This is a genomic window from Paraburkholderia diazotrophica (genome assembly GCF_038900755.1).
GTDB classification, from domain to species: Bacteria; Pseudomonadota; Gammaproteobacteria; order Burkholderiales; family Burkholderiaceae; genus Paraburkholderia; species Paraburkholderia diazotrophica_A.
In genome coordinates, this window is record NZ_JBBPEN010000020.1 from 51,816 (window position 1) to 63,962 (window position 12,147).

Here is a 12,147-nt window from a genome sequence, read left to right on the forward strand (position 1 = left end):
TTGCTTTAGGACACCAGGCTGAACGCCCGGTAATAGTTGTCGTCGATCAGCGTGTTGAACAGCCGAAGCGACTGCCCGTCGTAGCGCCCTGGATAGAGCATCAGCAAAGGCTTGTGCTGCATGTGCGGATGCAACGCCGACAACAGCGTGTGCGTGCGCACCATCGGATACGACGCGCCCACGCCCTTGACAATCAACAGGTCCAGGTCGGCGACCCCGGTTTGTTCGACGATGCGCGCGGCCAAGCGGTCCTCTTTGAGGACCGAGCGCAACGAGGTGAGCAGCGCGTCATCGCCTTTGGTTTGCTGCATCTCAAACGCCTTGTCCAGCAGGCGGCGATCTTCGAGCAAGCCGATGACGCACTCGAAAAGGTCGACGGTCGCGAACCGCAGTTTCGGACTGTGCTTGCGCAAACCAGGCTCGATAACGTCCGCGAGCCATCCACGCATCGTCATTTCCCTGTCGGATGGGTAATCGAAGATCCAGAAGCCGATCTCCCCGCCCGAGCCTTTGTTTTCGAGCACGTCCGGCAACAGCAGTCGCGGCAACATCTGGTTCAAGCGATCATCGAAGGACGCGCTCATGCGAGAAGCTCCATCCGCTCGAGCGTTTCCATGTCGCCGAGCTGTTTGAGATAAGCCTTCGCGCGGGGGTGCAGCAAAGGCGGCGTCAAGCCACGTCGACGAGTGGAGTCGAGGAATTTGGCTTCGAAAAGAATGCGAACGATCACCTGAAAGAGCTTTTCTCGGGTCGAAGCCGCCCACTGCACCACCGCTTCGTCACGATTCTCGCAGTCGGAGAGAAACCCGTCCCACTGTTGGTGGTTCAAGTGTCTTTCCAACCGTCGCAGATCCGCCGCGTAGACGTCGCGCATAAAATCGCTGAGCAGTCTGCTGTGGCGCATCGCCGCGGCGAGCAAAATCTGCCCGCAAAGCTCGCTGTCGCCGCCGATTACGAGCTGCACGCCGTCGGTGTCGAGCGTCTCGAGTCGGTTGCGAATCAGGCGGCCTTGGCGCTTGGCCGTCTGCGGTTTCTTTTGCAGCAGATTTTCGTCGTTGAGGGCAGCTTCCCACCGCTCGGCGCTGGGTTGCGAAAGCAAAAGAGTCGCAATGCGTCGGCTTTCCGGAATCATCAGCGATCCTGCCGAGATTTCGGCGTTATACAGGGCCAACGCAAACCTCCCAATCAAGCCGCTAGGACGACGTGGGCCGGCCCGGCCCGGCTGCCGGCCTTGAAATTGGCCGATCGCTCCCGTTTTGATCACGCTGTTTCATCCATTTTCTGCGCTGTTGTAGCATTTCGCCCGCGCCTCGCCGATCTGGCGCCAGACACTCGGCTCAAAGAGTTGTGATTATCGCGCACTTCCCCAGACGTCCGTCCGGATGCGTGATTGATTTTGGCCTTTTCGAAGGCAGCAGATTTGAGATGGCCGGCGCGATGAGCCCGGTGCGCACCTACCGGCTGCTTCGCCGGTGAGCTGGACCCTACGGGCGACGCAGCGCGCGAAAACATTTCTGGTGCGGTGACCTGCCGCGCGACCGCGCCCCCAGGCTTGCTTCGCTTGCGGTGCATCCACTTATGCGCCGGACGCGGCGCGAGACTGTCCGCGCCCTTCCGCTTTTTTTTGAGCGGGACGTTGAAGAAAATCGCCACCCCGACGATCAGCAGCAGCAGCAGGGCGGTCATGGCATTCGCAGAGACATTGAGCGGCTCTGGGTTCAGCCAGGCGTAGTAGCTACCGACGAGCACGATCCCCAGCAGGATGCAGATCCGTGGGCGAGCGGGGACGATCGCCGGGTGCGACGGGAAAGCGGGTAACGGTATCTGACACGTGCACTTCCTTTTTTTGTCGGGTAACGGGCGAAAGCGATCGCGCTTATCGACGGGCAGCGCGGAACGGGAGTTGGTTGCGCGAGCGGCAAACGCTCGCGCAACTAAAGTTGTGTCTACTGGCGTCCGCCCGGTTGCCGGGCCGCCCATTGCGCTACACCATTGGATGACCATAACCGGTCACGGCACGCGAGTCCGGAAACCGAGTCCGGCGCAGGGCCCGTCAAACCACTCACGCCATGACTAGGTCCGCCGGTAGTAACAACATTACTTGAAAACTGGTAACAGATTTAGTTGCGTGAACGACTGACTCGTCAACCAATGTCCAGAAATGAAGGGGTAGATAGCCACAACTATCTACCCCTTCACTTTTCTGGCACAAACGGGTACATTTTCCAGCGCACCTCCGTCGATGCCCGTCGCACGAGGCTCGCGGCGGTGGCGTGAGCGCCAAATGTGGATGCATCACCGGACTCGCGCTGCAGTGGTATGGCACCGACCGCGTATCAAACAACACAGATTCCGTATCAGGAAAAATCGCGAATGCAGATCAGCGGGGATGTTGAGGATGTCGAGTTCCGTGAAGGGCCGCCGGCGACCGAACCGCCGAAGCGTCGGGCGCGAAGCCCGGGGGCCAGCGCCAAAGCGCGTCGGCGACGTGCGCGGCGAGAACAGGAAGCCTCCCGCCGCATCGGCCTGCAGCACCTGGCGTTTTTCCGCGGCTATCTCGAAGGCCTGGATCTGGCGGAGCTGGCTGACCAGTATCTCGAGTTCGGCCACGATGCTCGCAGAGCGATGGCCACGCGCAACTGGCTGGTGACCGCATTTGTCGCGGCCGCACGCAAGCGTCAGGATTTCGCGACGGCACGGCTGCTCTCAATCCGCCCGTCGGCTCTGGCGAACGCGGTTGCGCCCGCAACCACGGGTGCCGCGGCGCCTTCTCTGGAGGAGTTCGCCGCCGCGCATGATCCGGACGGCTTCTATACGGAGAAGGAGCTGCTCGATCTGTTCACCGACCGTCACGTTGGCGGACAACCCGGCCAGAGCGCGGAGGCGGTGGCCACGCTGCGCCGGCAGCAACGCAACGCACGCTTGCGCGTACGTCAGATGGCGGCTCTTGATGCGCTCGCGCGGCTGGTAGTCGAAGACCCGAAGCCAGACCATCATGTGCTCGGCTGGTTCGACACTACAGTGGCGTTGCGCCTGTCCGACGTCGGCCTGACTACGATCGGGAGGCTCGTCCAGACGATCAACGCGGTGGGCTACCGCTGGTACCGCGACGTGCCGCGCCTCGGCGAGACAGGCGCGCGGCGCATTGTGGCCTGGCTGGAGCACTACCGGGACGTCGACGGCCTGCGAGTGGCGCCGGAAGCGCAGATGCATCCTTCAGCGCGTACCTTGCCGGTACCGCGGTTGCGCCGCGAGCCCGTGACCGGCGTTGTACCGCTGGAATACTTCCTGATTCCTGCCGATCTGGACGGCTCGCACGGCGCGAACCGGAACCTGATTAAGAACAACAGTGGCGCGGACAACGACCTGCAGGCGATTAACTTCTGGCTGACGGACTACGAGAACGCGAACACGCGCGAAAAATACCGTATCGAAGCTGAGCGGCTGCTGTTGTGGTCAATCTTTGCGAAGGGCAAACCGCTGTCGAGTCTGGACATCAACGACGCGCGTGAGTACATCAACGTTTTCCTCGTTGATCCGCAGCCGGCCGCACAGTGGGTGACCGTGCGCGCGATGCCGCGCGGAGAGCCGGGGTGGCGGCCCTTTCGTGGACCTCTGTCGATCAAGAGTCGCCAGGACGCCCTCGCAGCCCTGAAGAAATTTTTTGGCGATCTCGTGAACGCCCAGTACCTCGACCACAACGCCTTTGCCAAGGTCAAGGTGTTTCTCGGCAGCGAAATTGACGAGGCCGGTAACGAGCGACGAATTGCCGCCAAGCCACGCATCCAGGTAGAGCGCAGTCTGACTAAAGACGCCTGGACCTTTGCAATGCGGGTACTCGATACGCTGCCCGATACGGCATCTGCGACCCGCATGCGGTTCGTGCTCGGCTTCACGTATTGCACGGGTCTGCGCCGCGCCGAACTCTGCGGTGCCTTCACCGACGACATCAGTGTCCGATACGCGGGCGCCGAACTCGGTTCAATCCACGTCCTACGCGTCGTCGGTAAAGGGGCAAAGGAGCGGTTCATTCCACTCGTGCCACCGGTGCTCGAGGCGCTCGGCGACTATCTCGCGGCCCGCGGCTTCCCGCGCGACCCCCTCGCCTGTCCCGTGGGCACTCCACTGATCCCGGCGTTGCCCGACAATCGCGAGATCCAACGCGTCCGTCGTGAGGCCTCAGAACGTGGCGCTAACGTCGGCGCTGCGCTGCGCTCACTTGAGCGCGAAGCTGGACCGGTCCATCCCACCCGGCTGTACAACGCCATCAAACGCTTTTTCGCGACGGCGACTGCCGCCGCACTTTGCGAAGACTCACCTCATGCGCGGGCCTTCTCCGCCGTGAGTCCCCACTGGCTGCGTCACACCTTCGTATCGCACGCGGTCGCAAACGGCATGAGTCTTGAGAGCGCGCGCAATTTTGCCGGGCACGATTCGCTGGATACGACATCGATCTACGCAACTGCTGAGCTTGGTCGCCAGTATCGGGAGGCAGAAACGTTCGTGCGCAAAGCTTCGATCTAGCCGGCATGCACGGACTCCGCGTATCAGCGCGCCCTTCCCTTGCCTTCGTCACGACGAATGAGCGCGCCATCCTCGAACAACCCCGCTTGATATAGATGGAACGTCAAGACAGGATCTTCCTGCCTTAGATACTCCAGATCTGTGGGAATCCGCGCCGGCTGCTGCAGGCGGATGCCGCACGGCCCAGCGTACTCGATCGGCGCGGGCCGCTTTTTCCCGGCGAGGATGGCTAGGGCTTGCTGATACAACGCTTCTATATCGTTCATGATTGCCTCGGCCTTGAAAGCGGTCAGCGTAACGCCCCTTTCAAGTGCCGCCGCAGATCATTTTCCTACTCGCTGAAGGCCCCCTCCCTGGCGGCAGAGGGACGCGCGATAGCGCGTCTCCTAAGTCGTTTGGCGCAAATTCAGTATATAAGGTCGTTTGTGAGACGACGCGCGTCATCGGCCAGGCTTCGTATGAAAACGCTGGCACCTTCGCTGAACAGTCCAAGACTAAGAAAGCCGCGCAAAAGCGGCGGTGACGCCTAGAGTTCCGATCCCGGCCCTCCAGTGAACCTCTGAAGTGCGATGCTCGCTGGCCGCAGAAACACGGTCGGATGCAAAGCGACAAGCGCTTTGAGCGCGTCGATGGTCTGATCCCATCTGGCGTCATGCCTGTCTTCATCGAGCAAGCCCATGGCGATCCGCTTCGCAGCGGCGATCGGGCCGTCTGCCGCGATGACGTGCACCAAGCTCCGGCCGGCGTTAGTCGTGAACAAGTCCGGGCCCCATATGGCTACTACAGTCGAGACCACAGCGGCAGAAACTGGCGTCAGCGGCGGAGACGCCTGCACGAGGCGCAGTTGCGGTGTAAGCGGCTGCACATCGGACCATTCGTAAAGCGTCGCGTCCTCTATGTCGAGAAACAAGCGGTCAACGGGACGTCTATAGGCGAAGACAAAGATTTTGACGCGCGAGATCAGTTCACGCGTCCCGTCGCCGTCGAATTGCAAATGACCCATCAACTTTTTCTCTTCGTTGCTTCAAACTGACAGAAAAGTATCAGTAATCTGATAGTTCGCATGCACGGGTGGGAGCACCAGTGCAAAGTGTCAGATAAGTGGCAGTTTTCTGTCACTTCCCATGCGCACGCGTTCCCGGGCCGTGTGCGGTTGCCCGCAGGTGCGCGTTAGCGTTTCATGCGGACGGCGTTACCAAGCATCGCATTGAGGAGTTCCTCGAGTTCCTTCACACGCGGAGCTACGAGCGCTATATCAGGCACGTCGATCCTCAGATATTTTGCGTCGGCAGCGATGCTAACTCGCACACCTTGTCGAGGCGCCTTTTTCCCCGTTGTGAGGATGGCGAAAATGTCGTCGAGCGGAGCGCCTGCAGGAATTGCGCTGGCGCGCTTGATAATCTCCGCTTCGCCAAATTGCTGGACGAGAACGGTAAGGGACTCGACATTCCTGAAAGCCAACGTCCGATCGCGGAAGAGTGCCAAAACCTCGTTGGGCAGGCGAGCAGCGGCAATCATTCTGTTGAGATGTGTGGTCGAAATGCCGAGCTCTCGGGCCATTGCCCGCTGGTTATCCCATATGCCGCGGTCCAGCATGGCGCAATAGAACCGGCCCATCTTGAGCATTGGCGATTTTGCATCTCGCAACCGCTTGTGGACTGCGATTGCGGTGCGGCGGTTCGAAATCACGCCCAGTGAAAACTCGTTGTCGTCCATTCCTCAATCCTCGTTTTACGTGCTATCACCGTAGCGCACGCACGCCAGTGTCAAGCCCGGATCTGTCGCTTAAGGCGATCCCGCACAGCTACCCACGCCGAGTTGGACGGGCGAGCCTTTGTCAAACCGTCGTCCATCCGCGTGAGAACACTTGCACCGGTGCAAATCGGCCACTGTCCGTCAGTGATGGCAGCGACGGCTTCACGGGCCAGCTTGAACGGCACGCTGCCCGTATTCCCATCAGCACGCACAACGAAGGATGCGTCTTCCACGGTCCAGGTTCGGCCGTACGGGTCCGCGAAACTACGCCCTCTAACGGCAGAGAGTCGACAGAGTTGAGCCTCTAGGCGCTCGGATTCCGCTCGGGCCTCTTCCCGCGCCAGCGCTTGTTCACGCTTTGCATGTGCGATTCGCTCGAAATCGATGGGCTGCGCAATAACCGACGAGAGGTATGCAAACAGTTCCCGGCCTGAGAGTCCGGTGAGGCTCTGTGCGCAATGGGTTACGACGTGAGATAGCTTCGTGCCGGCCTTTTTGGCATTGGCCATAAGCTTGAAGATGCCGCTCAAGCTAAGGCCGTTCTGGGCATGGAGCCAAGCGAGGTCGCTAGGAACGGTTTTCCCGTCAATTTTGCAAAACGGTTCCCGCGTGGGCTGTTTCTTCAAAGAAGACTGCTTAGGGGCATTGTTTACGTCTTGCACCGGTGCAAGATCGCCGTGGTGTCGCGCCTCGGCCTGCGGATCGCCGTCCCGTTGCGCTTCGGCCCGCGGATCGCCGGTCGATTGACGCGGCGCAGCAAAAAAACCGAAGCGAACGAGCGCGCTGGCAGTCAGCCTGATCGTGGCGATAGCCTTTACCGCTCTTCCCTTTCGCCCCTGATCGTCTCTCTCAATGATGCCGGCAGTTTCGAGCGCAGACAGTCCGCGATAGACGGTTGCCTCGTTGACTCCAATCTTCAAAGCGATAGAAGATTTCTTGATAAAAATGCTTCGGCTCGGATCATTCAAATTCACGCCGAATCGAATGAGACACGCTAATACGCGACGGTGACTTTCCGACAAGTCGGTCTCTTTTAATCCCTCATAGACGAGCACGAGCGCATTCGCGATCTTCCCAGGCAGAGTGTTTGGATCTGCCGAAGACGATTCGCTTCCGGACGAACCGTCATTGTTGGTGTTGGTCGGACGTGCATCCTTAGTGATGCGTCCGTCAAGAGCGGTATGGTTACGATCAAACCCGATCGAGTGCTGGCGTGCGTCACCATCCGCAAAGCTGTCATTCGTTGACAGGCAAAGCGAGTCCATTTCACGCATCCTTTCGTGAAGTTTTTGTGGAATGCGTTGACAGCGACCAGGACTCTTCCTACACTCTCAATTGCTTAGGTTGAGGTGAAGAGAGGGCGCCAACCCTCTTGGATGAAAGTCCGAGTGCCGCAACTCTGCAAAAGCCAAGAACGCCAATTCTTGGCTTTTGTTTTTTCAAGAACCATTTCAGGTCATGGTTTTCGCTCCATGAAAATCGACGTAACAAAAGAAAAGGGCCCGGTTATTCGGGCCCTTTTCTTTTGCTCCCTCGTAGGAGCTGTGGTCGGCGGTGGTGTGTGCACCGGTGCAAATCCGGCAGTCCCCGCGAGAACTTGCACCGGTGCAAGTCCGGCACTCGCCACGGGAGCTTGCACCGGTGCAAATCCGGCAGCCGCAGCGAGAACTTGCACCGGTGCAAGCCCGGCAGGCGCCACGGGAGCTTGCACCGGTGCAAATCCGGCAGCCGCCATGGGAGCTTGCACCGGTGCAAATCCGGCATTCCTCGCGCTTGCACGCACCGGTGCAAACCAGCCGTCACACAGCGCCAAGTCTGCACTCATCGGTGAGCGGTCGTAGTGCGGGAAGCGGCCCGGCGCACGTGACGAGTCCGTACGAGACGTCGACCGTCGTCGGCTGCGGCAGGCCATTAAATAGGGTCGTATCATTCTTCGGTTCGAAGGCGGGAGAGTCTCGCCTCCAATTCGCTAAGGAGATTCTCGTGTCCGTTACTGATCAGCTCCGAAACGGTCTCAAGAACATCCGAAAGGGCCTTTTGGTTTTCTTGCGACAGACTTGCGGTCGTCGAAAGCTTGAATTCAAGGGCCCCGCTTTCGTACGTTCGAAACGAACCGACTTGCGCTGTCCCAGCTTTAATGGGTATGGCGACAAGTGCGGCTTTGCGAGGCTTTCGCTCTCCGTCCGCAGTCTTGACGCTTTTCACCAACGCTTCCACCGCGCGACGGCCCTGCTGGGAATCCACAACCTCCTGACACTTCGCCAGGATCTGCTCCTCCGACAGTTGCTCGTCCACCAGCTGTGCTAGAACTGCCGCGACCGAGTAGGGGAAGCGATCCGCATGCGAATGCATGAAGTCCAGTACGGTCGGAGAGAACTTCTTGTATGCAAGCATCCGTGATACTGTCGACGGCGCGAGTTCGAGCTTTTCCGCAATGGCGGAAGCGGTCGCGTGTCCCTCTTCAATGAGCATCGCCCATTTGATGCCCTTGTCGATCGCGGAGATCGCTTCGGTCGCGTCTGTTTGCTTAACTGACGCGCCGTAAAAGTCGAGGGGATTCTTGGGATCTACCTCAACCTCGAGAACCCACGCAGATTTTTTGTTGAGAAGCTTGAGACCCCGCAAGCGTGTCTCACCGTCAACGACGAAATATCGGCCCGCCACATCGGGATTCGGTGTGACGGTGATCGGATGCAATTGTCGACTGGCCGCGATCTGGCTAGCAATTTCGCGTACCCGCTCAGCGGACCGGTGGACACGCGCATTCCAAGGATGGGTGTCCAACAGATCGATCGGAACGATTCGACCCAAATCGTCGCCAGTCGAACCCGAACTTTCGCGCTGATACGCTTGGGCCTGCGGAGCGGGCGACGGCGGATCTGTTTCGCTGTCTGCGATCAATTCATCCAACGAGCGATTCGGCCTCGTCGGCGGCGTATGGAGCACCATGCCCGGCTGTTCAGTGCGTGCGGAATTTCGGCTTCGCAGCTGGGCGACGAAATCGGCGTCGCTTGTACTTTTACCCATCGATCAGTCCCATTCGGTTTAGCAGTGCCTCGGCACTTTCGCGAAGCTCGACTGCAGCCTGACTATTGGGCTTGGAAAGAACAAGCGGGAGATCAGATTCGCCCGTCAAAGCCTTTGGAAAGTCCTCGCTTCGACGGATCGAGCGGTCCAGCCAAGAATCACGGTAAGTTTGGGTAATGGTCATCAATTGACCCACTACGCGCACCCGGTTTGGGTCGAAGAAGTTACCAACGATGATGAGCTCGGGACTCCTATCGAACTGATCATGCATCTCCGTCAGCACGCTAGAAAGGTACGATAAGGCTTTCGTCGAAAATTTCTCCATCGAGACCGGCGAAATCACATAGTCCGATGCAAGCAGGGCGCCGCGAGTTATGCGGTTCTTTGCAGGTGCCGCATCGAACAGAATGACGTCATAATCAGAGACGTCAAAGTGACGGTCCTTCTTGGCGAGTCCTTCCTTTAGCAGCTTTGCAAGAATTAGATCGGCGTTGCGACCTTCAAGCGTCTCATAGGTGAGCATCGTGTCCAGCCGATCCAGATTCAGGTCGGCCGGAACGATGTGCGGACCGTACTCGCCATAGGGCTTCTTGATTGCTTCTTGCAAGGTCACGCGTCCCGTCGGGTAGTTCGGGATCAGGTTGCCGAAGTGGTATTCCACAATTCGCGACTGGCTGATACCGGCCTCAAGCGCTTCCTCCACCGTCAGTTCCGAGTCGTAACCGAAACTGAGTGTGAGGTTGGCTTGAAAATCCAGGTCAATAATCAGCGTGCGGAGGCCTTTGAGCGCGAAGATGGTCCCGAAGTTACTCGCAAGGGTCGTCTTGCCGACTCCCCCTTTGGGTGCATACACCGTTGCCACTACCTGCTTTTTCTTCGTTGTCTTGCTGCGACGGTTGGCGCGGTAGCGCGCAAGTTCAAAGATATTCTCGATTGAGAACAGTCTGGTCTTTGGACCTGCCTCCTGTCGAGCGACCTCGATGCCGGCTTCATCCACCATTCGGCGAACCGTATCACTTGTGGTCGCAAGCAACTGCGCGGCTGCTTGTACCTTAAAGGGCTTTGTCGACAAGGCGTACCTCGAAGCATTGTTTGTGTTGGGCTCGATTGTGTCGCCTGGTCGTTCTTTCTGCAAGGACTTTCTCGCGTTTAGTGAAAAAAGCCTAGCACGTTCAAAAGACTTAGGGTGATGGACCGCCCCATGGGTTCAATAAGAACGCTTGGGTCGAAAGCGAGATTATGCAAATCGAGGGGGGCGGCTCGCGGATTCATGCGTTATATACAACAATGCGCAGATCGGAAAGGGCTTTCGACATCTAATATTGCAATCTCAGCAAGAGGAGCCTGAGCCGGCTCAGGTCCCTTTTCGACCCAAATCACTTAGGTCCCGGCACCCTGACGTTTATAAGCCATTGAAAACGCGATGAAACCTTGTTGCGAAAACGTCACAAAACCCCGAAATCATGGTGTGGAATGCGTGGAATCGCTAACCAAGCCAAATGGAGCGAGTTTAGCCGCGCAAGGGAGCTAAGTAAGAGCTAAAAGCTCGCGTTTTTGAGCGTCATTCTGGGTTATGTCCCTGAGCCGGCTCCGTCGTCGGCAGAAGATCGGCCATCGCCTAAAAGCGGTGGTAAATCGCGTCTCTTTTGCATGATTGGCTTCCCCTCAAGGCTGATTGAATTGAGTCGGCCCAAATGGATCGACCGTCATGCGCTTATTCCGTAGCAAAAAGCAGATTGCCCTCTCAACCGCCCCTGGCGGTTACTCAGAGGACGACCCCGAGAAGATCATCTTCGACATGGGCGCGCGTCTTCGCATCGAAGCCAACCACTGGAAGACGTTCTGCTTCATCCTCGCGATCGTTACGGTCGGGGCGGTGTATAGCCGAAATCCGCCTCCATCCGTCGTCAAGGCATATGGTGTGTCTTCGGACGTCAACGGCCATGCCGTAGTGACGCAGCTCGCCGCCTACAAGCCGGACGATCAGGCGATCCGTACGTCCCTGCGCGAAACCGTCGAGCGCTGGTTTACGATCGAGCCCGTTCTGACGGACGACATCCAGACTTCCCGCATGGCACGGAACATCAATGGCGTGAAGGCCATGATGGTGGGAAACGCGCGGAACCAGTTTGGCGACTGGATCAAGGGTGACGCGCCGTTCCAGGCCATTGTGCTGAATCCGAAACTGGTGCGCGAGGTGCGTGTGACAAACGTCGCACTGCTTGAGGATTCCACTGCGGTTGTTGAGTTCACAACGACCACGACCCAGTCCCCAACGGACAGGCCTGTTGTTCAGAAGTATGCCCTGACCTTCCGCTATCAGATCGTTCCGCCGACCGCCGAAGACGCACTTGGTGCGAACCCGTTCGGGCTGTTCTATCCGTTGTTCTCGATCCAGAAGACCCAATGATGATCGCCTCCCGCACGCTTGCCTCGTGGGTCGCCGCCTTTGCATTCACGGCTGCCGTCTTTCCGTCCGCGCATGCCGCGAAGAAGGGGACCGGCGCGCCAGCCGCGTCTTTCGATCTCGCCACCGCCATGAGCGATCCGATGAGCCCGGTGAATCCTTATAACGCTGGCTCAGACCCGGTCACCATGCCCGGCGATGCGCGCATGGCCGTGTTCCCATACAGCCGCGACCAGATCTACCGGATCATGACCGCGCCGCTGAAGAACACGACGATCGAGCTGGCGAAGGGCGAGCGCCTGACAACCGATCCGGCGATGGGCGACTCGGTTCAGTGGGTCATTGACACCGATGGCGAAAACCACGTCTTTGTGAAGCCGGTCAAGCCCGGCCTCGTCAACACGCTTCACCTGACTACCAATCTGCGCGAGTAC

At 58.9% G+C, this 12,147-nt stretch carries 12 protein-coding genes; 3 read left to right on the plus strand and 9 right to left on the minus strand.

The annotated features are described in order from the left end of the window. Positions 1–5: 5 nt before the first annotated feature. Genes AABE10_RS33575 through AABE10_RS33585 form a run of 3 tightly spaced genes read right to left on the minus strand, consistent with a single transcriptional unit; the run spans position 6 to position 1,980 of the window. Positions 6–584: a DUF1788 domain-containing protein gene (locus AABE10_RS33575; RefSeq protein WP_201659288.1), complete on the minus strand. Its 579-nt coding sequence runs from the start codon at positions 582–584 to the stop codon at positions 6–8. Continuing rightward, positions 581–1,264 carry a DUF1819 family protein gene (locus tag AABE10_RS33580; protein ID WP_342937410.1) on the minus strand — a complete coding sequence of 228 codons (684 nt, stop codon included), beginning with the start codon at positions 1,262–1,264 and terminating at the stop codon, positions 581–583. The genes AABE10_RS33575 and AABE10_RS33580 overlap by 4 nt, the downstream gene beginning before the upstream one ends. After that, the gene (locus AABE10_RS33585) at positions 1,261–1,980 is read right to left on the minus strand and encodes a hypothetical protein (RefSeq protein ID WP_342937411.1); all 720 of its coding nucleotides are present in this window, start codon (positions 1,978–1,980) and stop codon (positions 1,261–1,263) included. The genes AABE10_RS33580 and AABE10_RS33585 overlap by 4 nt, the downstream gene beginning before the upstream one ends. A 339-nt stretch (positions 1,981–2,319) precedes the next feature. On the opposite strand from AABE10_RS33585, the gene AABE10_RS33590 reads away from it, so the two are divergent. Next, entirely contained in the window at positions 2,320–4,524 is a 2,205-nt protein-coding gene (locus AABE10_RS33590) for a phage integrase family protein (RefSeq protein ID WP_342937412.1), read from the plus strand. 23 nt (positions 4,525–4,547) lie between these two features. Here AABE10_RS33590 and AABE10_RS33595 read toward each other — a convergent pair whose 3' ends face one another. The 6 genes from AABE10_RS33595 to AABE10_RS33620 all read right to left on the minus strand — a co-directional run bounded on the left by AABE10_RS33595 (position 4,548) and on the right by AABE10_RS33620 (position 10,378). Then, positions 4,548–4,790, minus strand: coding sequence for a hypothetical protein (locus AABE10_RS33595; protein WP_342937413.1), 243 nt, complete (start codon positions 4,788–4,790; stop codon positions 4,548–4,550). Between the two features lie 260 nt (positions 4,791–5,050). Further along, positions 5,051–5,527, minus strand: coding sequence for a hypothetical protein (locus AABE10_RS33600; RefSeq protein ID WP_342937414.1), 477 nt, complete (start codon positions 5,525–5,527; stop codon positions 5,051–5,053). Positions 5,528–5,694: 167 nt separating this feature from the next. Continuing rightward, positions 5,695–6,240, minus strand: coding sequence for a hypothetical protein (locus AABE10_RS33605; RefSeq protein WP_342937415.1), 546 nt, complete (start codon positions 6,238–6,240; stop codon positions 5,695–5,697). Between the two features lie 50 nt (positions 6,241–6,290). After that, positions 6,291–7,544, minus strand: coding sequence for a hypothetical protein (locus AABE10_RS33610; protein WP_342937416.1), 1,254 nt, complete (start codon positions 7,542–7,544; stop codon positions 6,291–6,293). Between the two features lie 661 nt (positions 7,545–8,205). Continuing rightward, entirely contained in the window at positions 8,206–9,306 is a 1,101-nt protein-coding gene (locus tag AABE10_RS33615) for a ParB/RepB/Spo0J family partition protein (protein WP_342937417.1), read from the minus strand. Beyond that, positions 9,299–10,378, minus strand: coding sequence for a ParA family protein (locus tag AABE10_RS33620; RefSeq protein ID WP_342937418.1), 1,080 nt, complete (start codon positions 10,376–10,378; stop codon positions 9,299–9,301). The genes AABE10_RS33615 and AABE10_RS33620 overlap by 8 nt, the downstream gene beginning before the upstream one ends. A 636-nt stretch (positions 10,379–11,014) precedes the next feature. Here AABE10_RS33620 and AABE10_RS33625 point away from each other — a divergent pair. Both AABE10_RS33625 and AABE10_RS33630 read left to right on the plus strand, forming a co-directional pair. After that, positions 11,015–11,716: a type IV secretion system protein gene (locus tag AABE10_RS33625; protein ID WP_342936789.1), complete on the plus strand. Its 702-nt coding sequence runs from the start codon at positions 11,015–11,017 to the stop codon at positions 11,714–11,716. Continuing rightward, the coding region (locus AABE10_RS33630) for a TrbG/VirB9 family P-type conjugative transfer protein (protein WP_342937419.1) at positions 11,713–12,147 on the plus strand (435 nt) is incomplete at its 3' end. The genes AABE10_RS33625 and AABE10_RS33630, both read left to right, overlap by 4 nt.

Bases quoted from the DNA above. Each gene is read 5' to 3' on its own strand.
- AABE10_RS33575 (WP_201659288.1), bottom strand. From the start codon at position 584: ATGAGCGCGTCCTTCGATGATCGCTTGAACCAGATGTTGCCGCGACTG.
- AABE10_RS33605 (WP_342937415.1), bottom strand. From the start codon at position 6,240: ATGGACGACAACGAGTTTTCACTGGGCGTGATTTCGAACCGCCGCACC.
- AABE10_RS33595 (WP_342937413.1), bottom strand. From the start codon at position 4,790: ATGAACGATATAGAAGCGTTGTATCAGCAAGCCCTAGCCATCCTCGCC.
- AABE10_RS33600 (WP_342937414.1), bottom strand. From the start codon at position 5,527: ATGGGTCATTTGCAATTCGACGGCGACGGGACGCGTGAACTGATCTCG.
- AABE10_RS33585 (WP_342937411.1), bottom strand. From the start codon at position 1,980: ATGGGCGGCCCGGCAACCGGGCGGACGCCAGTAGACACAACTTTAGTT.
- AABE10_RS33610 (WP_342937416.1), bottom strand. From the start codon at position 7,544: ATGGACTCGCTTTGCCTGTCAACGAATGACAGCTTTGCGGATGGTGAC.
- AABE10_RS33625 (WP_342936789.1), top strand. From the start codon at position 11,015: ATGCGCTTATTCCGTAGCAAAAAGCAGATTGCCCTCTCAACCGCCCCT.
- AABE10_RS33615 (WP_342937417.1), bottom strand. From the start codon at position 9,306: ATGGGTAAAAGTACAAGCGACGCCGATTTCGTCGCCCAGCTGCGAAGC.
- AABE10_RS33590 (WP_342937412.1), top strand. From the start codon at position 2,320: ATGGCACCGACCGCGTATCAAACAACACAGATTCCGTATCAGGAAAAA.